The sequence below is a fragment of the Curtobacterium sp. MCLR17_040 genome (assembly GCF_003234735.1).
Lineage (GTDB): Bacteria > Actinomycetota > Actinomycetes > Actinomycetales > Microbacteriaceae > Curtobacterium > Curtobacterium flaccumfaciens.
Genome location: NZ_QKTE01000017.1, coordinates 16,132 through 36,981 on the forward strand (window position 1 = coordinate 16,132; position 20,850 = coordinate 36,981).

19 protein-coding genes are annotated in these 20,850 nt (G+C 72.1%); 6 read left to right on the forward strand and 13 right to left on the reverse strand.

From position 1 onward, the window contains the following. Window positions 1-18: 18 nt before the first annotated feature. Window positions 19-1,161 (forward strand): glycosyltransferase family 1 protein, encoded by a 1,143-nt coding sequence (locus DEJ01_RS13775; protein ID WP_111093337.1) that lies wholly within the window; start codon window positions 19-21, stop codon window positions 1,159-1,161. Between the two features lie 13 nt (window positions 1,162-1,174). Here the strand turns inward: DEJ01_RS13775 and DEJ01_RS13780 are convergent, their stop codons facing one another. The 6 genes from DEJ01_RS13780 to DEJ01_RS13805 all read right to left on the reverse strand — a co-directional run bounded on the left by DEJ01_RS13780 (window position 1,175) and on the right by DEJ01_RS13805 (window position 7,204). Then, on the reverse strand, window positions 1,175-1,942 hold the full coding sequence (locus tag DEJ01_RS13780) for a family 16 glycosylhydrolase (RefSeq protein ID WP_111093338.1): 768 nt from the start codon (window positions 1,940-1,942) through the stop codon (window positions 1,175-1,177). A 237-nt stretch (window positions 1,943-2,179) separates the two neighbouring features. Then, window positions 2,180-2,452: a hypothetical protein gene (locus DEJ01_RS13785; RefSeq protein ID WP_111093339.1), complete on the reverse strand. Its 273-nt coding sequence runs from the start codon at window positions 2,450-2,452 to the stop codon at window positions 2,180-2,182. Between the two features lie 40 nt (window positions 2,453-2,492). Further along, complete coding sequence (gene purE / locus DEJ01_RS13790) at window positions 2,493-2,960, reverse strand: 5-(carboxyamino)imidazole ribonucleotide mutase (RefSeq protein WP_111093363.1); 468 nt, start codon at window positions 2,958-2,960, stop codon at window positions 2,493-2,495. Window positions 2,961-3,014: 54 nt separating this feature from the next. Further along, on the reverse strand, window positions 3,015-4,112 hold the full coding sequence (locus tag DEJ01_RS13795) for a glycosyltransferase (RefSeq protein ID WP_111093340.1): 1,098 nt from the start codon (window positions 4,110-4,112) through the stop codon (window positions 3,015-3,017). 78 nt (window positions 4,113-4,190) lie between these two features. After that, on the reverse strand, window positions 4,191-5,846 hold the full coding sequence (locus DEJ01_RS18330) for a glycoside hydrolase family 6 protein (RefSeq protein WP_111093341.1): 1,656 nt from the start codon (window positions 5,844-5,846) through the stop codon (window positions 4,191-4,193). 221 nt (window positions 5,847-6,067) lie between these two features. Next, window positions 6,068-7,204, reverse strand: coding sequence for a 5-(carboxyamino)imidazole ribonucleotide synthase (locus DEJ01_RS13805; protein WP_111031918.1), 1,137 nt, complete (start codon window positions 7,202-7,204; stop codon window positions 6,068-6,070). 113 nt (window positions 7,205-7,317) lie between these two features. Between DEJ01_RS13805 and DEJ01_RS13810 the strand changes: the two genes are divergently transcribed. Both DEJ01_RS13810 and DEJ01_RS13815 read left to right on the forward strand, forming a co-directional pair. After that, complete coding sequence (locus DEJ01_RS13810; RefSeq protein ID WP_071406423.1) at window positions 7,318-7,806, forward strand: GtrA family protein; 489 nt, start codon at window positions 7,318-7,320, stop codon at window positions 7,804-7,806. 15 nt (window positions 7,807-7,821) lie between these two features. Then, entirely contained in the window at window positions 7,822-9,378 is a 1,557-nt protein-coding gene (locus DEJ01_RS13815; protein ID WP_111093342.1) for a DUF2142 domain-containing protein, read from the forward strand. 292 nt (window positions 9,379-9,670) lie between these two features. On the opposite strand, the gene DEJ01_RS13820 is transcribed toward DEJ01_RS13815, so the two are convergent. Continuing rightward, complete coding sequence (locus DEJ01_RS13820) at window positions 9,671-10,702, reverse strand: lysylphosphatidylglycerol synthase domain-containing protein (protein ID WP_111029461.1); 1,032 nt, start codon at window positions 10,700-10,702, stop codon at window positions 9,671-9,673. 110 nt (window positions 10,703-10,812) lie between these two features. Next, a complete protein-coding gene (locus tag DEJ01_RS13825; RefSeq protein ID WP_171907873.1) occupies window positions 10,813-12,684 on the reverse strand; it encodes a glycosyltransferase family 39 protein in 1,872 nt (623 codons plus the stop codon). A 106-nt stretch (window positions 12,685-12,790) separates the two neighbouring features. Here DEJ01_RS13825 and DEJ01_RS13830 point away from each other — a divergent pair, with 106 nt between their 5' ends. Then, a complete protein-coding gene (locus DEJ01_RS13830) occupies window positions 12,791-14,068 on the forward strand; it encodes an acyltransferase (protein ID WP_181438458.1) in 1,278 nt (425 codons plus the stop codon). A 136-nt stretch (window positions 14,069-14,204) separates the two neighbouring features. Then, on the forward strand, window positions 14,205-15,155 hold the full coding sequence (locus DEJ01_RS13835) for a GH25 family lysozyme (RefSeq protein ID WP_110863324.1): 951 nt from the start codon (window positions 14,205-14,207) through the stop codon (window positions 15,153-15,155). 6 nt (window positions 15,156-15,161) lie between these two features. Here DEJ01_RS13835 and DEJ01_RS13840 read toward each other — a convergent pair whose 3' ends face one another. Together DEJ01_RS13840 and DEJ01_RS13845 are read right to left on the reverse strand one after the other, a co-directional pair. Beyond that, window positions 15,162-15,389 (reverse strand): hypothetical protein, encoded by a 228-nt coding sequence (locus tag DEJ01_RS13840; RefSeq protein WP_111031923.1) that lies wholly within the window; start codon window positions 15,387-15,389, stop codon window positions 15,162-15,164. A gap of 131 nt (window positions 15,390-15,520) precedes the next feature. Further along, window positions 15,521-16,744, reverse strand: a complete 1,224-nt coding sequence (locus DEJ01_RS13845) for a polysaccharide pyruvyl transferase family protein (protein WP_181433309.1) — start codon at window positions 16,742-16,744, stop codon at window positions 15,521-15,523. Window positions 16,745-16,792: 48 nt separating this feature from the next. On the opposite strand from DEJ01_RS13845, the gene DEJ01_RS13850 reads away from it, so the two are divergent. After that, a complete protein-coding gene (locus DEJ01_RS13850) occupies window positions 16,793-17,995 on the forward strand; it encodes a glycosyltransferase (RefSeq protein WP_146247629.1) in 1,203 nt (400 codons plus the stop codon). Window positions 17,996-18,066: 71 nt separating this feature from the next. Here DEJ01_RS13850 and DEJ01_RS13855 read toward each other — a convergent pair whose 3' ends face one another. From DEJ01_RS13855 to DEJ01_RS13865, 3 genes are all read right to left on the reverse strand, one after another. Next, entirely contained in the window at window positions 18,067-19,374 is a 1,308-nt protein-coding gene (locus tag DEJ01_RS13855; protein ID WP_111032113.1) for a UDP-glucose/GDP-mannose dehydrogenase family protein, read from the reverse strand. Window positions 19,375-19,456: 82 nt separating this feature from the next. Continuing rightward, window positions 19,457-20,005, reverse strand: coding sequence for a PH domain-containing protein (locus DEJ01_RS13860; RefSeq protein ID WP_071244247.1), 549 nt, complete (start codon window positions 20,003-20,005; stop codon window positions 19,457-19,459). A 4-nt stretch (window positions 20,006-20,009) separates the two neighbouring features. Further along, window positions 20,010-20,810 carry a biotin--[acetyl-CoA-carboxylase] ligase gene (locus tag DEJ01_RS13865; protein ID WP_111093346.1) on the reverse strand — a complete coding sequence of 267 codons (801 nt, stop codon included), beginning with the start codon at window positions 20,808-20,810 and terminating at the stop codon, window positions 20,010-20,012. Between the last annotated feature and the right edge of the window lie 40 nt (window positions 20,811-20,850).

Consider the following 20,850-nt stretch of genomic DNA (forward strand, 5'->3'; position numbering starts at 1 on the left):
GACGAGGAGCACAGCACCATGACCACCCTCCACGTCATCGTCGACCAGATCGTCGCGCCCGTGCCGGGCGGCATCGGGCGCTACGCCGAGGAGCTCGCGCGACACCTCGTCGAGCACGCGCCGAGCGGTTGCGAGGTCGCGGGTGTGGTCTCCGCCGTCGGGTCCGACGAGATGGCGCACCTGCGGACGCTCCTGCCCGGACTGTCCGACCTGCAGCGACTGCCGCTGCCACGTCGTGAGCTGTCGCTCGCCTGGCAGGGCGGGTTCGTGGGCGGCATCGCGAAGGGCATGGTGCACGCGCCGAGCGTGCTCGCACCACTGGTCAAGCACGACCGTTTCCAGGACCCGGGCCGGCAGACCGTGGTGACCGTGCACGACGTGGTGCCGTGGACCAACCCCGAGACCCTCACGCCGCGCGGCGTCCACTTCCACAAGGCGATGGTGAAGCGGGCGTGGAAGCACGCCGACGCCGTCGTGGTGCCGACCCACGCCGTGGCGGGGGCGCTGAACGAGATCCACCGGTTCGACGACCGGCTCCGCGTGATCGGCGGTGCCCCGAGCGGACGCCTCCGCCTGCCCGTCGACGCCGACCTGCGCGCCGAGCGCCTCGGCCTGCCGGACCGCTACGTGCTCGCGGTCGGCACGCTCGAGCCGCGCAAGGCCCTCGCGTCCCTGATCGAGGCGATGGCCCACCCGGACGCCCCCACCGACGTGCCCCTCGTCATCTCCGGTCCGGACGGCTGGGGCGACGTCGACGTGTACGGCACCGCGGAGCGCGCGGGACTGTCGCGCGACCGGGTGAAGGTCCTCGGCCGCATCGACGACGCGGACCTCGCGGTGGTCTACGACCGTGCGACGGTGTTCGTGTTCCCCAGCCTCGCCGAGGGCTTCGGCCTGCCCGTGATCGAGGCGATGAGCTTCGGCACCCCGGTGATCCACTCCGACGACCCCGCCGTGGCAGAGGTCGCGTCGGACGCCGGCGTCACCGTCGCCCGGTCACCGCGGGAGTCCTACCCCGCACGGCTCGCACAGGCCGTCTACCAGGTCGTGAACGACCCGCAGCTGTCCAGCCGGCTGGCCGTGGCGGGGCCGGACCGCGCACGCATGTACGACTGGTCCGACTCCGCCGCGGAGACCTGGCAGCTGCACGCCGACCTCTGACGGTCGGACCGCGTCAGCCCTTGTACGTGTAGGTGCTGACCCAGTCGATGTACAGGTGCCCCGCGTCGCCCCAGTCGCCCACCTGGAACATGTAGCGGTGCGCGGTCTTCGGCACGTGGGTGGTGACCGTCTTGATCACCTTGCCGTCGAGGCGGTACCGCACGGACTTCCCGGGCACCCACTCGATCGAGTACGTGTGCCACGAACGCCACGAGACGCCGGTGCTCATGCTCGTCGCGTTGGCCTCCTGGCCCGCGATCATCGAGTGGTGGTGCAGCATCGGCTGCTGGTCGAAGTTGGCCTCGGGGTAGTCGATCTCCCCGTCGGCCCAGCGGTCGGACGACGGCCAGAGCATGAAGGCCGCGCCGTTGCCGGCACCGCCCGTGGCCTTGGCGCGGACGATGAACTTGCCGCCCTTGTGGCCCCAGGCTCCCGTCGGCGTGCCGAAGGTACCGGCGGCGCCGTGCTTGCCGTCGAGCTTGACGTCCATGTACCCGTTGTGCGAGCTGATCTGCGAGCCCGAGTAGTACATGCCGCCGGTCCCGTCCGGGTACGGCTGCCACGAGTTGGCGTACTTCTTGGCGAAGGCGCCCTTCGCACTGGCCGCGGTGCTGAACTGCTCGCGGAAGGTCTGCTTGAAGTTCCCGACGTCGCCGAGCGGTGCCGAGCTGGCGGTCGCTGCGGTCCCCTGACCGAGCGGTCCGGCGACGAGTGCTGCTCCGAGGAGCACGACGGCGAGTGCGGCCCTCCTGGTGGTGCGCTTCTGCATGAGGTCGGTCACTCCCTGACGTGACTGTTCGCACCCGTTCCCGTGGGTGCCGGGCCATCGGATCTCGACTGCCCGGCGTTCACGGTAGTTGCTGTCCACAATCTGCGCCTGGGGGTTGACACTTCAGCGCACCCCCAGTACACGGGGCTTGCGCGAGGATCAGCCGTCGGGCAAGAAGCCCTGGTCAGTGCGCGTGGCGTGGCGTCGGCATCGATCGGATCAGCCGCGCGCCGACGTCGGGTGGCGGGGTCAGGGCCGTGCGCGACGGCGTCGAGCGACCACGGCGACCACGACGGCGGCCACCACGGCGACGACGGCCACGACCCCTGCGACCTCGGCGACGTGGAGCGCCGCGAACCACGAGTCGAACTGCGACTTCGTCGCCACGACGTCCGGGCCCGCGCCACGGAACCACCCCGCCACGGGGTTCATCGGACCGGCCGCGCCCGCAGCGACCACGCAGACCACCGCGGCGACCACGGCGACCGCGGAGAGGACGAGGACGGGGACGGCGCGGCGCATCCCGCTACCGTAGCGCGGCTCGGACCCCGCAGCGCCGGCCTCAGAGCGAGTCGCGGAGGCGCGCCGCCTTCTCCTCGACCAGTCGCTCGAGCCCGTCGGCGTACTCGGCCAGGCGAGCGGCGACGGCCGGCTCCGAGGAACCGATGATGCGCGCGGCCAGCAGACCGGCGTTGGCGGCACCGTTGATCGCCATCGTCGCGACCGGGATCCCCGCCGGCATCTGCACGATGGAGAGCAGCGAGTCGAGGCCGTCGAGACGCGCGAGCTGCACCGGGACACCGATCACCGGGAGCGTCGTCATCGAGGCCACCATGCCCGGCAGGTGTGCCGCGCCACCGGCCCCGGCGATGACGACGCGGATGCCACGGTCGGCGGCACCGCGGGCGAAACGGGTCATCTTGTCCGGCGTGCGGTGCGCCGACACGACGTCCGCCTCGAACGGGATGCCGAGTTCGGTGAGGATGTCCGCCGCGGCCCGCATGGTCGGCCAGTCGGAGTCCGACCCCATGATGATCGAGACGAGCGGCTGTGCGGGTGCGGCGGTGTCGGTCACGCGACGAGCCTAGCCGAGCAGCACGCGTCGCCAGGTGTCGCCGTCACGGCCGATCGTGCGGTCCTCGGCGACCCAGCGGGCCGCCCCCTCGTCCGCCCGGCCACGGTCGACGGCGGTCCGGACGGCGTCCCGCCACGCCTGGACGTCGTCCGGCACGGCCACGGCCCCGTGGGCCCGTGCGACGGCGTAGGACGGACGGTCGGACACCACGGCGGGCAGCCCGAGCGCGGTGTACTCGAGGAACTTCAGGTCGCTCTTCGCGCGGTTGAACTCCTCGTCACGGAGCGGTGCGACGCCCGCCCGCCAGCGCTCCCGGTGCGCCACGAGCCATCGGGAGAACGCCGGGTAGTGCCCGTCGGGCACCTCGACCCGGCGGAACCAGTCGGCACCGCCCTCGTCGGTCACCCCGATGACCTCGAGCCGGATCGGGGTGCCGTCGGCGGTGGTGAGGTCGGCGAAGACGTCACGCAGGAGCTCGAGGTCGGCGGCGTGGGTGAGCGTGCCCATGTACAGCACCCGGTGCTCCCCCGCGGGCCGCTCGTCGTCGTCCGCGGTGGGGCCGGCAGTCCAGATCGTCGGGTCGAGGGCGTTCGGCACGACGACGACGTCCCGCGCCACCGGACGGACCACGTCGGCGAGTTCGGGCGTGCTCACGACGACGGTGTCGGCACCGCGCACCAGGGCGTCGATCGAGGCGAGCCGGTCGGGGTCGTACTCGGCGCGGGCCAAGCGGGCGCGTCCGGACTCGGTGAAGAAGTCGTCGTCGACCTCGGCCACGACGCGGATGCCCCGGGAGGCGGCTGCTGCCAGGAAGGGCTGCACGTCGGCACGGGGAAGGATGTCCCGCTGCACCAGGAGTGCGGCGTAGGGCGCCTGGTCGGAGCCGTCGACGAACGCCGCCGGGTCCACCTGGCGTACCTCGGCGGTGGCGCTCGCAGCCAGGTGCTCGGTGCGGCGGACGACACGGACATGTGCCGAGGCCGGGTGGGCGCCGCCACCGCCCGCGACGACGTACCCGAGGACGGGCAGGGGCGCCGGCTGTGGCGGGGCACCTGCGACGGCGCGGCGCAGGCGTCCGGCGGCCCGGCGGACGAGATCACGCGGCATGCGCCCATCCTCTCGCACCTGGCACCTCGCACCGCACGGCGAACGCCGCACGGCGGACGCCGCACGGCGGACGCCGCCTCAGCGCACCGTCACCGTCCGGCACGGCGACGCCCTGCGGTCCGCGCCGCTCCCGGTGTTGTGGACGATCGCGCAGACGGTGTGCTTGCCGGCCGCAGCCCGGACGGTGCCCGCGAAGCCGTGCGACCCACCGGAGCCCCAGGTCGCGTCCACGTCGGCGCGCTTCCGACCGGCGTCCAGCGACGTCACCCGCTTGCCGTCGACGGTGATCGCCACCCGGCTCGCCGAGGCCACCGCGTCGCCGTCGAACGCCCAGCCGCGCACCGCGATGCCACGGGTCACGGCCTTCGCGGACTCCAGTTCGGCGTACGGGTCGTGCCGGTAGGCGCGGACGGTCGAGCAACCGAGCGGCGTGTCCGACCCCGCGCCGATGTTCACCGCGGTGACGCAGACGCGGCGAGCGCCTGCCGCGGTGGGCACCACGACGTCGAAGCCGTGGGTCGCGCCGACCCCGGAGCGTGCGTCGACGTCCGGCCGGTCGAGCCCGGCGGTGGTGACGCCTGCGGGGACACCGTCGACGGTGGCGCGGACCCGCACGGGCTGCGTGGGGTCGTCCTCGTCGTAGGCCCACCCGGACACGCGGACGCCGCCGCCGGTGCCGGCGACGGCCTCGAGCGTGCCACGGGGGGTCAGGTCGGCGGCGGGCACACCCAGGCGTGCGTTCGCGACGAGGGCCTGTGCGTAGGTCGAGAACCACTTGCCGGCGGCCGGCGCCCCGTTGCAGGTGCCGTCGCTCGCGCCGGGGGTCTTGACCCACAGCAGGGCGTCGAGCGCCGTGCCGTCGGACACCACCCGGGGCGAGGTGCCGAGCCCGGCCCCCGGTCCGTTGCACCAGGTGCCGCGCCAGCCCTGCCCGTTACGTGAGGTGTCGATCACGTAGTGCGAGCCCCCGGTGGCGACGGACACCTTCTGTGCGTACGCCTGCTCCTGCGCGGTCGGGTAGTAGTTCGCGACGTTGGTGAAGAACCCGCGGGCCTGCTGGACGCCCGCGCTGTTCAGCCGCGACGCCATCAGCGCGGGCTGCACCCAGTTCGAGTTGCCGGCGTCCAGGTAGGCGGGGACCCCGGCGGCGGTCAGCCCGGCGACGGTGCGGGAGAGGATCCGGTAGCGCTGCTCGTCGAGCGCGGTGCTGCACTTGGCGTTGCTGAGCATCGCGAGCGAGTCCGGTTCGACGATGACGGCTGCGCGGTGTCCCGCCAGCGCCGCGGTGACCTGGTCGACCCAGGCGTCGTAGGACCCCTCGTCGAAGCCGCCGGCGGAGTACCCGCCGCAGTCACGGTCGGGGATCGCGTAGAGCACGAACACAGGGGTGGTGCCGGACTGTTCGGCACCGGTGAGGGCGGTGCTGATGGTCTTGGTCAGCTGCGTCCCCTGGCTCCAGTCGCCGAGCCAGGTCGCGACGGGGTACCCGGCGATGGTCTTCGCCGCCGCGGCCCCGGCCGGGTCGGTGGCGGCCAGGGCGGCCTGCGCCTTCGCGGCCTCGCTCGTCGGCGACCGGTACGGCCCGGCGCCGTAGAGCGACGCGGACGTGGCCGAGCGGATGGTCGAGGCCGAGGTCGCTGCGGACGCGGTCGCGGTCGGCAGCAGGCCGGCGACGGCTGCGACGAGGGCGATGGCTGCACCGCAGACGGCGGCACGACGCGGACGGCGGCGCATGGGACTCCCTGGACGGTGGGCGCGGACTGTACCAGGGGAACACGCGCTCCCGGCTCCCGCCAGCCTCCCGAGCGGGTGCCACCCGAGGGGGTGTCCGCAGAGCGGCCGACAAGTGTGTCCCGCACCTGTGACGGACGGGAGGCCCGTGGCGGCGTCGCCACGGGCCTCCCGTCCGTCATCCGGTCACGTCGAGGACGCCACCCGGTGTCGCGGACACCGGCTCAGTCGTCGAAGTGCGCCGCGGCCGCGCGGGCGCGGTAGACGACGTCGTCGACGTCGTCGCCGAGCACCGTGACGTGCCCGATCTTCCGGCCGGGCCGGGGCGCCTTGCCGTAGAAGTGGTACTTCGCCTCGGGGAAGGCGTCGAGCGCTGCGGGGTACCGGGCGGCGAGGTCGCCGTCCGCGGGCCCGCCGAGCACGTTGACCATGACGGACGCGGGGGCGAACGAGCCGGTGGCCCCGAGCGGCAGGTCGAGGACAGCGCGCAGGTGCTGTTCGAACTGGCTCGTGGTGGCGCCGTCGATGGTCCAGTGCCCGGTGTTGTGCGGACGCATCGCGAGTTCGTTGATGAGGATGCGCTCGTCGTCGGTCTGGAACAGCTCGACCGCCAGCACGCCGGTCACACCGAGTTCCTCCGCGATGCGGACGGCGATCGACTCGGTCAGGTCGGCGATCCGGCCGGCGCTGTCCGGCGCCGGTGCGATGACCTCGGCGCAGACCCCGTCGCGCTGCACGGTCTCGACGAGCGGCCAGGCGACGACCTGCCCGGAGGGACGGCGTGCCACGGACTGCGCGAGCTCGCGGGTGAAGGGGACGAGCTCCTCGACCAGGAGGGCCTGGTCGCCGCCGGCCTCGGCCACGGCGATGAACCAGTCGTCGACGTCGGACGCGTCGGAGACGACCCGGACGCCCTTGCCGTCGTACCCGCCCCGCGGCGTCTTGACGACGGCACGGCCACCGTGGTCCGCCAGGAACGCTCGGAGGTCGTCGGGTCCCTGCACGGCGGCCCAGTCGGGCACCGGCAGTCCGAGTTCGCTCAGCCGGCGACGCATGGTGATCTTGTCCTGGGCGACGGCCAGCGCGTCCGGTCCGGGGTGGACCGACACGCCCGCGTCGACCAGGCTGCGCAGGACGTCCTGCGGCACGTGCTCGTGGTCGAAGGTCACGACGTCGACCTGTCGGGCGAACTCGAGCACCGTGGCGGCGTCGTGGTAGTCGCCCTCGGCGGTGGCGGCGATCGCGGCGGACATGCCCGGCCCCTCGGCGAGCACCCGGATGTCGATCCCCAGTTCGACCGCGGCCGGCACCATCATCCGTGCCAGCTGTCCCCCACCGATGACCCCGACGCGCAACGCCATGCTGTGTGATCCTTCCGGCGCTCCCACCGTGCGGTGGGAACGCGTTGTCTACAATCGCTGTTCGGGTCGGGCTCTGCACGACCGGTCACAACTCTACGGATCCTGGAGGGCTCGTGCGGCGCCTCATCGCCCAGCTGGCACGCTTCGGCGTCGTCGGTGCCGTCGGCTTCGTCGTGGACACCACGGTGTTCAACGTGCTGCGCATCACCGTCCTGAACCCCGAGGACGTCCACTCGGGGCCGTTCTGGGCGAAGGTCATCTCCACCGTCGTGGCGATCTTCGTGAACTGGATGGGCAACCGGTACTGGACGTTCCGCGAGCAGCGTCGCGCCGTGGCCACCCGCGAGGGCATCGAGTTCGTCGTCGTGTCGCTCGGCGGCATGGTCATCGCGCTCGCCTGCCTCGGGGTGTCGCACTACGCGATGGGGCTCACCTCGGTGCTCGCCGACAACGTCGCGAACATCATCGGGCTCGTGCTCGGCACGGTCTTCCGCTTCTGGCTCTACAAGGTCTGGGTCTACCACCCCGAGCGCACGGCCACGCAGCCGGCCGCCGCGGACGAGTCGGTGTCCGACGGCCCGCGGGTCCCCCACGACGTCTGACCTAGGATCGGTGGGGTGACGGCCGAGACGACCACCACCCCCGCCCCACCCCGCACCGCGCGCTGGGAACGTGTCGCGATCGCAGTGATCACGGCGACCTTCGGGCTCTGGCTGGTGGCATGGGCGTTACTCGTCCCGGTGTTCGAGGCCCCCGACGAGACCGCGCACATCGACGCCGCCGTGCACGTCGCCCTCGGGGACGCCTGGGCGGCCCCCGGCGAGCTGCACGTCACCAACGCCGTGCAGGCCGCCAAGGTCGAACAGGCGACGAAGCCGTCCGACGAGTGGTCGACGGTGAGCGAGCTGCTGCAGAACGCACCAGGACCCTCGGCGACGGTCAACCAGATGACCCAGCACCCGCCCACCGCGTACCTGGCCGGAGCCGCCGTGCTCCGGGCCGTCGACTTCGGCGAGCTCCGCTGGGACCACGCGTTCGTCGCTCTCCGGCTGGCCGACGTGCTGGCCGTCACCGCGCTCCCGCTGCTCGCCTGGGCGTCGGTCCGCCGGGTGACCCGCAGCCCCCGTGCCGCGCTGATCGGGGCCCTCGCCGTGTTCGCGACGCCCGAGCTCGCGTCCATCGGCTCGTCGTTCTCGAACGACGCCCCGGTGCTGCTGGTCGCCGGGATCGTCGTCTGGCTCGCCACCCGTCTGCTCACCGGCGACACCCGCTGGCGCACCACGATCGCACTGGCGGTGGTCCTCGGGGCCCTGGTATGGATCAAGGGCACCGGGTTGCCGGCGGTGCCGTTCGTCGCGGTGGTGGTGCTGTTCGCCGGCGCCGGGGTGCTGTCCCTGCGGCAACGGATCGTCCGCACGGTCGTCACGATGGCGGTCTCCGGAGGCATCGGTGCCTGGTGGTGGCTGCACAACCTCGTGTCGTACGGCCGGATCCAGCCGAACGGCTACACGGCCATGCGGCCCCCGAAGGACTTCCCGCCGGGCGAGAGCCCGACGCTCGGACACTTCCTCGACGTCAGCTGGGGCACCCTGTCGCGCACGTTCTGGGGCAGCTTCGGCGGTCGCGCCCAGGTGACCATCGGCGACCTGCTCACCGCCGTCCTGACCCTGGTCGCCCTCGTGGTGCTCGTCGGCTGGGCGTTCCGCCGCGGCCCGGACCTGCGGGTGGCCCTGTGCCTCGCGGTGTTCCCGGCGCTGCTGATCGGCATCCAGAACCGCACGAGCGCGCACTCGTACCTCACCACCACCGAGGTCGCCGCCACCCAGGGCCGGTACTACTTCCCCGCGATCGTCTGCCTGATCGTGCTGAGCGCGCTCGCGTGGCGACGCCTGGTGCCGGCCGGGCGGGCACGATCCTGGGCCGCGGTGGCGCTGGCCGTCGTGCTGCCCGCGGTGGGCGTGTACGGCTTCGCGGTGGCGTCGGCCTGGTTCTGGAACGCGGCGCTGTTCCCGGTGACGGGCCGCGGGCTGCTGCGGTACTCCGAGATCGGGCCGGTGCCGCCCGCGGTGCTCGTCGTCGTCGTGGCCCTGGTCGCGGTGGGGCTCGTCGCGTCGGTCGTGCAGGTCGCGCGCGCCGACCGCCGGGCCCTGTCGACGACGGTTCCCGTCCGCTGACACGCCCGGCCGCGGAGCGCCGAGGTGGCACGACGTGCCGCAGGCGCGGCGCCGAGGGGTCGTGAACTGTCGGCAGGCGCGGCCGCAGGCGACACTTCGTGACCCCTCGGCGGACGGCGCGCGGCGTGCGGTGGGCGCACCCACGAGACGGACGGGAGGCCCGGTGCCAGCCGGCACGGGCCTCCCGTCCGTCATCACGCGCGACCGGTGCCCCACTCCGTGAGCAGGAATGGTCGGGTCCGTCATCCGGACCCGACCATTGCTGCTCACGAAGCGCTGCGCGCGCCGCGCGTCAGGCGGCGGGGACGCCGCCCTCGACCGCGGAGGGGTCGTCGGTCGGGCGGTTGCGCCGGAACCACGTCGGGGCCGCGGCGCAGAGCAGGAAGAGTCCGTCGACCGCGAGGCTCCAGACACGGGTGACGACGACCACGACCAGTGCGATGGGCGCCGGCATGACGAGCGCCAGCAGGAGGGCCTGCACGCCCTCGCGGACGCCGAGCCCGCCGGGGGCGAAGACGGCCAGCATGCTGATCGCCGAGGCCATGCTCGCGGCACCGATCACGAAGGCCGCGTCGGTGAGCTTCAGCGACGGGTACACGCCGAGGGTGATGAAGTAGTACGCCGTGCCGGACAGCACCGCACCGGCGACGTAGAGCCCGGCTCCGCCGAGGACGGTGCCGAGGTTCGGACGGACGTCGGCCTCGAGCGGCTTGCGCCGCAGGATCTTCAGCGCGATCCCGATCAGGAACACGAACACGCGCGGGATCAGGCAGACGACGCAGCCCACGAACGCCGCGATCATCAGGACGATGAGCCACGGGTCGAGGTTGTGCGTCCGCGGGTCGATGAGCAGCAGCACGAGCGCCAGGGCCAGGGTCGCGGCGATCTGCAGGGCGCCCTCGAGCAGCCCGCTCACGCCGAGGCGGGCCTTCGAGACGCCGTGCTTCGAGGCGAAGTAGACCTTGCCGATGATCCAGGTCGCGGCACCGGGGATGTAGCGGCCCATCCAGGACTTCGCGTACACGTAGGTCAGGGTGACGCCGCTGCCCTTGAGCCCGGTCGCACCGAGCCGTCGCAGCAGGTAGAACCAGATGCCGACGCCCCAGTACCGGAAGCCGAGGCTGATCACCGTCGCGAGGATCACCCACGACCACTGCCAGTCGAGCCCGGCGAGCTGTCCCCAGTCGACGCTCCGGACGTACAGCACGAGGAACACCGCGAGCAGGACGTAGAAGGCGATGGGGATCGCCTTGCCGAGGAACCGTCGTCGCTTCGACGGACGCTTCCCCTCGGGCGCGGGGGTGTCGCTGGTGCTTGCGGACAAACGGGTCTCCTGCTCAGGTCACGGGCTCAGGTCATGGTAGACGCTGGGGCGGGCCGCTCCCTGCGGTGCTGCCGCAGGGAGCGGGTACCGGGGACGTCAACGATCGAGCGTCACCGGGCGAGCTTGACGATCTGCACGCGGCAGGGGATCTCCGGGTCGGTGGAGCGGTCGGCGCTGCACGAGATCGTCGCGTTGTACGTGCCGACCAGCTTGCCGGCCACCGAGTAGTCGCGGGCCGGGGCGGTCGCCGGGTCGAACTGCACGAAGTACTGCACGCCCTCGTCGATGAACAGGTTGCGCATCGCGTCCGAGTGGTACGTGTAGCCCTGACCTGAGCGACCGTACACACGCGTGTCGGTCAGGAACGCGAGCGAGGAGAGCGAGCGGTAGTTCGAGCCGATGACGGTGGCGTCCTCGGGCAGCGCGCCGCTCGCCCGGATCTGGTCGGCGAGCCGGACGATCTCCGGCACGTCGGTCGGCCCGAAGACGCGCAGCGCCTCGGTGCGGTTGACCGACGGGTAGAACGGCGCCGGGGACCCGAACCAGTTCTGCGTGTACGAGGCGATCGGCACGACCGCGATCGCGACGCACGCCACGATCGTCCGGACCACGCCCCGACGGCGCACCAGCCGCCAGACGGCCGGCAGCATGAGCGCCCCGATCATCGCCGTCAGGTAGAACAGCGGCCAGTAGTACCGGGCGTTGCCGCCGCCGCTCGACGACGAGGTGATCATGCCGTAGCCGACGAAGTACACCAGGGTCGTCGCCGCGACGATGCAGGTGAACGCGTAGCGGCGGAACCGCACGACACCGATGACGAGTGCCGCCGCGAAGAGCAGGGCGATCGGCGCCGCGAACGGGGCGAAGGTGCTGATCTTCTGCAGGTAGTACGGCAGGGCGAGCATGCGCTCGTGCAGGTAGTACCCGGCACGGGCCGCGATGCCGGACTCCTTCGTCACCTTCGGCGCGGTGTCCTCGGTGGTGGACTGCGTGGGCGGCGGCACCACGGCGGGGTCCGGGTTGTCCATCGGACCCTGCTTGTAGACCGACGGGGTGAAGTCCTCGTTGGGCGAGAAGGCGTGGTCGTTGGGCGGGACCGGCAGGAACGGCCAGTCCGTGGCACGGCCGCCGTCGTCGAACTTCGAACCGATGTTGACCGACAGCGACGACCCGAGCGTCACCGTGCCGTACTTGAGGGTCAGTGCGCCGACCCACGGGGCGATGACGACGGCGAACACGACGATCGTGGCGACCGGGGCCGTCCACCAGTGCCGGACGGGCTCACGGCGACGTCGGGCGGACCAGACGCGCAGCAGCAGCCAGAGGATCACGGCACCGACGGCCACGGGCAGCAGGAAGAGCTTGGTGAAGTACCCGAGCGCGGCCACGACGCCGAGCACCGCGCCGGAGGCGACCCGCGCACGCGTCGAACCGTGGAGCGCCTGGTCGGCCCACCGGAGCGCCCAGAGGAACCCGACGATCCACGCGACGACGAGCAGGTCCGGGGTCTGCACCGACACGGCGCTCATCAGGGCGGGGATCGCGGTGACCATGAAGAGCACGGCGGGGACGATGCGGTGGTTCTGCGACCAGACCAGCCACCCGCCGATGCCGAGCACGACGGCCACGGCGAAGCAGTTCACGATCGCGAAGGCCGTCTGCATGCCGAGCCCGAGGGCGATGAACGGCGCCATCATCCACGAGACCAGCGGCGACCAGTACGCGTTGATCGCGTCGGGCAGCCAGCCGTTCGCGTACTCGCGCGCGATGCCCATGTAGGAGATGCCGTCGACGTTCGTCACGCCGAGGCGGTTGTGGTACGCCACGGCGGCGCTCAGGGCGACCCCGATCACCACGAGGACGCCCAGGATCAGGGGTGCGACGACGTGCCGGTACCGTCGCGCACCCGCCCCCGAACGCCGTCCTGCGGCCTCGTGGGTGCTCTGCGGTGGTGCGGTCGTCGTCACGGTCACGTGCTTCATCATGACATCCGTTCGCTTGTCGGACCGCACCGAGGCGGATCGCGAGCCCCGCTCGGCGTGTGGGAGACTGCCGGGGACCCCGCTCCGACCACCTCGAGGACGTTCGTTGGCCACCGAAACCCGCGCAGCCGAATCCGCAGCCGAACCGACGGCGGCCGCTCCCCGCGCAGGGGGCCGGCTCGAGTTCCCGTACCTGGACGGGCTCCGCGGTCTCGCCGCCCTGGCCGTGGTGTTCTACCACGCGTACCTCTTCACCGGGACGACCGGTACCGGGCCGACCGAACTGCCGTGGCTCCGACCGTTCATCGGGTGGGGCTACCTCGGCGTCCCGCTGTTCATCGTCCTGTCCGGCTACGTCCTGATGCTGCCCGTGGTGACCCGGTTCGACCGCTACCGGTTGCCCGGCGGCTTCTGGAAGTTCATCTGGCGCCGCGCCCGACGGATCATCCCGCCGTACTGGGCGTCGCTCGTCGTCTTCGCGCTCATCATCCTGTTCGTCCCGGTGATGGGGCAGCCCGGCGGCACCCAGTGGGACACGAAGCTGCCGATGGGCTGGGGCACCTTCCTCACGCACTTCTTCCTGGTGCACGACTTCTTCCCGCAGTACATCGGCAAGATCAACGGCCCGATGTGGACGGTCGCGGTCGAGTGGCAGATCTACTTCCTCATGCCGCTGCTGATCCTGCCGCTCTGGAAGGTCTTCGGCGGGTGGGCGACCGCGTCCTCGCTGGTCCTCATCGGCATGTGGATGGGCGCTGAGAGCCGTTACTCGTGGATGCACCCGTGGTTCGTCGGCCTCTTCGCGGTCGGCATGCTCGCCGCCGAGCTCACCGTCAAGGCCCGTGACGAGCACCTGACCGGCAAGCTGAACACCTCGAAGCTCGGCGGGCCGCGGTGGCGGAGCGGCACGTTCGTGGCCGCGATGTTCGTGGGCATGCTCCTCGTCTTCTTCCGCAACCGCGACTACTGGCAGCACCAGACCTGGCCGTCCGAGGTCGTCCTCGGCATCTTCGCCGGCATCCTGCTGACCTGGATGGGTCGCAAGGCGGTCACCGGGGAGCACACCTGGCTCGCACGCTTCTTCGCGTGGAAGCCGTTCGTGCTCGCCGGCCTCGTGTCGTACACGATCTACCTCTTCCACAGCCCGTTGCTCGGACTCGGCAACCTGCTGCTCCTGCCGATGGGCCTGTACCCGAAGTGGCAGTTCCTGATGATGGTCTTCGTGGTGATCCCGATCACCCTGGCGATCTGCGTCGGGATGTGGTGGCTCGTCGAGCGCAACTTCCTGAACCGCCGGCAGAAGCACGCCACCCGCGAGGTCTCCTCGCGCGGGCGCCTGCCCGAGGTCGAGACGGACGACGAGGGCACCCGCACCGCCCGCTGACCCCGAAAGCGGACACCCCAGCGGACGCCGTCCGGGTGCGTCTCACGGACAGGTGTCGCCGAGTCCGGGTAGCATCGCTCGGACCGCGGCGTGGGAGATCAGGCCCACGGCATCTCGACAGGGAAGACGAGACCACATGCGCGCACCCATCAGCAGGATCCTCGGGCTCGGCACCGCTGCCGCCGTCGCCGGGGTCATCACCTTCGGCAGTGGCCCGGCGGTCGGCGCGACCGCCACCGAACCCGCCGGCACCGACACCGGTCAGCAGCTCTCCATCGCCGAGATGGACCGCACCGGCAACCACACCATGGGTGCCGGCATCGCCGCCCACGCCGGTGAGACCCACGTGACGACCTCCCCCGACGCGACCTCGGGTGGCGGCGTGAGCGCACAGTCCCTCAGCTCGTCGGCCGCTGCCGCCACCGCCGGCGGGCCACCCCCCGGCCGGGTGCAGGGCTTCGACATCAGCGCGTGGCAGCCGAGCGTCAACTTCCTGCAGGCCTACCGCAACGGCGCCCGGTTCGTGTACGTGAAGGCGACCGAGGGCACCTCGTACGTCAGCTCCACCTACAAGCAGCAGTACGCCACCGCCAAGCAGCGCAACCTGTACCGCGGCGGCTACGTCTACGCCCAGCCGAGCCAGGCGAGCGGCGCCGCGACCGCGAACTACTTCTTCGCCCACGGCGGCCAGTGGAGCAAGGACGGCAAGACCCTGCCGCCGCTGCTCGACATCGAGTACGGCAGCGCCGCCCAGGGCACCTGCTACGGCAAGTCGTGGGGCGCGATGCGCACCTGGATCAAGGACTTCAACCGGACCGTCGTCGCCAAGACGGGTCGGTACCCCGCGATCTACACCACGACCGACTGGTGGAAGCGCTGCACGAACAACAGCAACCAGTTCTCGAAGAACCCGCTGTTCGTCGCGATCTACCCGGTGAAGAACTTCACCACCCCCGGCACCCTCGGACGCAGCTGGTCGAAGTGGACCTTCTGGCAGTGGGCGGCCAGCGGCACGCTCCCCGGCGACCAGGACGTCTACCGCAACGACATCACGTACCTGAAGCGCTTCGCGTCCCGGACGAGCTGACGCCAGTCAAGGACGTCGCAGCGACCGACGGCCCTGCCACCAGCCGACGGCGAACAGCACCGCGCCGACGAGCAGGAACGGCCCACCCGCGAAGACGAGGAACGCCGCACCGAACGGGAAGCTCCCACCGGTCGCGGCGGACACGGTGAGGATCAGCGCCCCGGTTCCGGAGACGGCTCCGCCGATGGCGGCGGTGACGCCGCCGGCGACGGTGAGGGATCGACGCTCGGTCATGTCGTCAGCCTAGGGGCGCGCGCCCCCGGCGCTCGGCCACCACGAACGGACAGGAGGCCCGTGGCGGTGTCGCCACGGTCCTCCTGTCCGTCACGGGCGCGCGTTCGCACCCGCCGTGTCAGCACCCAATGTCAGCGGACGTCGCGCGTCGCCTCCGCGAAGTCGGCGTCGAGGGCGGTCGCCATGCGGGCAACGCCCTGCGCGAGCTGCGCGCGGACCGCGTCGCGGTCCGCGTCGAGCGCCTCGAGCTGCGCCGTGACGTCGTCGACGAACGTGGGCTCGAGTGCCGCCTCGATCGGCTTCGAGTAGGCCTGCTGGCCCATCTGCTCGAAGAACAGCCGGCCCTTGTCGACGTAGTAGAGCACCGCGGCGGGGACCCCGGCGATGGTCGCGACGATCGCCGAGTGCAGGCGGCTCGCCAGGAACAGGCGGCTGCGCGACATCAGCCCGGCGTACTCGGACGGCGAGAACTCATCGGCCTCGACCACGTGGGTGCGGTCGGCGTGCCGCATCAGCGCGATGACCTCGCGGGCGAAGGCGGCGTCACCCTCGGACGCCTCCATGTGCATCGGGTAGAACACCACGTCGGCGTCCCAGCGGTCGATCACACGGTCGGCGAGGTCGGCGACGGCCTGCCGGTAGGTCACGAGCTTGTCGCTGTCGACACCGGTCTGGCGGAAGCGCTTCGGCAGGAACCGGAACGGGATCCAGCCGCTGCGCTTGTAGTGGAACCAGCGACGGACGCCGAAGCCGATCGAGCCCTCGAGCTGCTCGGCGGTCAGGCCGGTGGTGCGCTCGAGCCGCTCGAGCACCTCGGCGTCGGGCGGGGTGACCGTCCCGACGACCGCGGGGTCGAAGGACGACACGATCGGCGTCTTCACGCCCCAGGACAGGAGCTTCTCGCGGGACTCGTCGTCGCGCACGGCGAAGGCGCTGCAGAGGTCGACGGTGGCGCGGATCAGGCGCTTGCTGACCCCGGCGGTGGTCGGGCCGATGCCCTGGAACGCCCCGACGAGGTTCTTGTTGACCGCACGGACGAGCAGCATCTTGCCGAACCAGTACACGAGGCCGAGCTTGTTCGTGTAGTCCTTCAGGATCTCGCCGCCACCCCAGAGCACCACGTCGGCGCCGCGGGCGGCACGGAGCAGCGCGAACAGGTCGCCGATGCCGGTGCTGTACGGGGAGACCGGCAGGAACCGGATCCCGAACCACGCGGCGTCCCGCTCGGGGTACTGGGACAGGGACACGATCTCGGCGTCCGGCCACCGGCGACGGACGAGCTCGACGTTGCCGGCGAGGATCGCCCGGTCCCCGCGGTTGTGGGGCGAATCGCTATTGTGGATCAGTACGCGCACGGGGTGAGAGCCTACCGGACCGTCCCCCGCCAGCCCCGGAAAGGCACGATGTCCCGCACCACTCGCTCCGCCCGCTCCCGCCAGGACCGCCCCCGCCTGCTCGTCCTGGGCTCGACGTTCCCGGCCCGTCCGGACGACGGCGTTCCGGCGTTCGTGCTCGACCTCGCCCACCAGGAGGCCACCGAGTTCGACACCCTCGTGCTCACCCCCCGCGTGCCGGGCGGTGCCGCGAAGGAGCGCATCGGCGAGGTCGCGGTGCGCCGCTACCCGTACTTCCCGCGTCGCTTCGAGGACCTGGCCGACGGCGCGATCCTCGACAACCTCAAGGAGCGGCGCTCCCGCATCGTGCAGGTGCCCGCGCTCGTGCTCGCGCAGTACCTGACCGTGCGGCGCGTGGTGCGCTCCGCGAGGCCCGACGTCATCCACGCGCACTGGGCCATCCCGCAGGCCCTCGTCGCGACGCTGGCCGCCCCGGGTGTGCCCGTCGTCGTCACGACCCACGGCGGGGACATCTACGCGCTCCGTGCGGCTCCCCTGGTCCGGCTCAAGCGCTGGATCTTCGGACGGTCGGCGCACGTCACCACCGTGAACTCCGAGATGCGCGAGCGCCTGACCGAGTGGGGCGTCCCCGAGTCGCGCTCGACCGTGATCCCGATGGGTGTCGACCTCGGCCCGGCCCGCGACACCCGTGCCCGCGTCGCGCCGCAGGAGCACCACGTGGTCGCGGTCGGTCGTCTGGTCGAGAAGAAGGGCTTCGGCAACCTGATCGAGGCACTCCGCGGCCTGGGCGACGACGTGCCCTGGCGGCTCACCGTGGTCGGCGACGGCCCGTACCGCGCCCAGCTCGAGCAGCAGGCGGCGGGGCTGCCGGTGACGTTCCTGGGCCAGCGGGGTCGCACCGAGGTGCTCGAGACCCTCGCGTCGGCCACCGTCGTCGCGGTGCCGTCGATCCCCGCGGCGAACGGCGACCAGGAAGGGCTGCCGGTCACCCTGCTCGAGGCCGCGGCGGTCGGGGCCGCGATCGTGGCGAGCGACCTGCCGGGCATCCGGGACGTCGTGCAGGACGACGTGTCCGGCGTGCTCGTGCCACCGGGCGACGTCCCGGCGCTCCGCGCAGCACTGCAGCGCGTGCTCACCGACGACGCAGCGCGCTCGCGCTACCAGGAGCAGGCCGTCGTCTCGGCAGCGGAGTTCTCCACCGAACGGATCGGCGAGCGCTACCGGTCGGTGCTGCGCGCGGCCATCGGCTGACGACGCGGCGAACACACCGGAGGCCCGGTGCCGGTCCCACGGACCGGCACCGGGCCTCTTGTCGGTCGCGGCTAGCGCCCCATGCCGCGGTACGTGAAGCCGGCGGCGGTCCACGCGTCACGATCGAGGCAGTTGCGGCCGTCGATGACGACGGGCGACGCCACGAGTGCGGCGGCGGCGGTGGCGTCGAGCTCCCGGAACTCGGTCCACTCGGTGAGCACGAGCACGAGCTCCGCCCCGCCCAGCGCCTCGGCCGCGCTCTCGACGTAGTCGAGCTCGGGGTGGACGCGGCGCGCGGTGACGACGGCCTCGGGATCGTACGCCGAGACCACGGCGCCGAGTTCCTGCAGGCGGGCTGCGATGTCCAGGGCCGGCGAGTCGCGCACGTCGTCGGAGTTCGGCTTGAAGGCAAGGCCGAGCACCGCGACGCGCTTGCCGCTGACGACCCCGCCGAGCAGCTCCTGCGCCAGCTCGACGACGTGCGCGCGACGGCGCAGGTTCGTGGCGTCGACGTCGGCCAGGAACGCCAGGGACTCCCCGACGCCCAGCTCGTTCGCCCGCGCCTGGAACGCACGGATGTCCTTCGGCAGGCAACCGCCACCGAAGCCGAGGCCGGCGTTCAGGAACTTCCGGCCGATGCGGGCGTCGTGGCCGATCGCGTCGGCGAGCGCCGTCACGTCGGCACCGGCGACCTCGGCGATCTCGGCCATCGAGTTGATGAACGAGATCTTCGTGGCGAGGAACGCGTTGGCGCTGATCTTCACGAGCTCGGCGGTGGGCAGGTTGACGACGAGTCGGGGCGTGCCGGTGGACAGCGCCTCGGCGTAGACCTCGTCGAGGGCGGCGACGGCCTGTTCGCCGGCCTCGCCGTCGGGCACGCCGTAGACGAAGCGGTCCGGCGCGATGGTGTCCTGCACGGCGAAGCCCTCACGCAGGAACTCGGGGTTCCAGACGAGCGTGGCACCGGGGACGGCCTCGCTGACCTCGTCGGCCAGCCGTGCGGCGGTGCCGACGGGAACGGTCGACTTGCCGACGACGAACTCGCCGGCGGACAGGTGCGGGGTGAGCGCGGCGACGGCGGCGTTGACGTAGGTCAGGTCCGCGGCACCGGTGGGGCCCTGCGGGGTGCCGACGGCGAGGAAGTGCACGCGGGCACCGGCGACCTCGGCCATGTCGGTGGTGAAGCGGATCCGACCGGACTCGAGGGCCTCGGTCAGGATCTCGGGCAGGCCGGGCTCGAAGAAGGGGGCCTCGCCCGCGGCGAGCCGCTCGATCTTGGTGGGGTCGACGTCCACGGCGACGACCTCGTGTCCGAGTTTGGCCATGGAGGCGGCGTGCACGGCACCGAGGTAGCCGCAGCCGATCACAGAGATACGCACGTCGAAGAAGGTACCGGTTTCTCGCCGAAGTCTCATCACGGCGCCCGCAGCGACGCCCACGGCGAGGCTCGGAGCGGCCGGGTCAGGCCCGCACGTCTCCCCACGGCGGACGGTCCGGACCGCCGACGATCTCGTCCCAGTCCGGCTCACGGTGCCGGCGCCTGGCCTCGTACGCCTCCACCAGGTCGTGCAGGACGGCGACGACGAGGTCGGCGTGCGGCACGTCGGCGAGGACCACGGCGGGGTCGTCCCCCGGGAACACGAGCACGTCGCCGGAGCGGAACAGCCCCTGCAGCCCGCGGCGCCGCACCGTGACGTCGTAGCCGCGGGAGTGCAGGAGTTCCCGTCGGGTCCGGGTACCGAGTCCGTTGACCACGACCAGGCGACGCGTGGTGACGACGTAGCGCTCCGACATCCAGCGGAACAGCGGGACGGCACCGCCGAACACGACGAGCACCACGACGACGAGCGCGACGACGGCGTTCAGCCACGCCAGCTGCGCCTGGAACACGCCGAAGCCGAACCCGCCGGCCGCGGTGACGAGCACGACGAACACCGCCGGGCGCACCAGCCGACGGGCGTGTGGTCGCAGGCGTGCGACGACACGTTCGGGCGGGGGCTCGGCGGTCATGCCGTCATGCATACCGCAGGTGGGTGACGTCCCCCACCGCGACGCCCCTGGTGCCGCCCGCCTGGTCCCGGATCGTGATGCGGCCGGCGTCGTCGATGCCGATCGCGTCGGCCTCCTCGACGGTGCCGTCCGGCAGCTCGAGGCGGATGCGGCGACCGATGGTGCCGCACGCGGCGCGGACGTGGGACCGGACCGTCTCGGCGGCGGGACCCCCCGTGACCAGGCCGGCCACCGCCTCCAGGACGGACCGCAGGAAGGCGGACAGGACCGCGTCGGCCAGGGCGGGTGCGTCGTCGACCGCGCCGGCGAGCAGGAGCGAGGTGGACGTCGGGGTGGGCAGCCGATCAGCCGGGATCGTCAGGTTCACGCCGGCCCCGACCACGACGCTGCCGTCGGCGGCGACCTGGCAGAGGATCCCGCACACCTTGTCCCCGGCGACCTGCACGTCGTTCGGCCACTTCACGACGACGTCCGCGCCGGCGGGGAGCACCGACGCGATCGCGTCGCGCATCGCCGCCCCGGCGACCAGCGGCAACCAGCCGCGGTCGTGGTCGTCCAGGTCCGCACGGACGAGCACGCTGGCGGCCAGCGTCTCACCGGCCGGAGCGGTCCAGGTGCGGTCGAGCCGGCCCCGACCCGCGGTCTGGTGCAGGGTCGCGACGACGCTGCCGTGCTGCTGCTCGGGGGCGGCGGCGAGCAGGTCCGCGTTGGTGGACCCGGTCTCGGCGGGGACGGTGATCGTCGCGCCCGCCGACCGGACAGCCGCGCTGGTGGCGGGGAACGACGGCGACGGGGATGTGGACATGCACGCAAATGTACGGGCAGGAACCGTGGGGGTCCTCCAA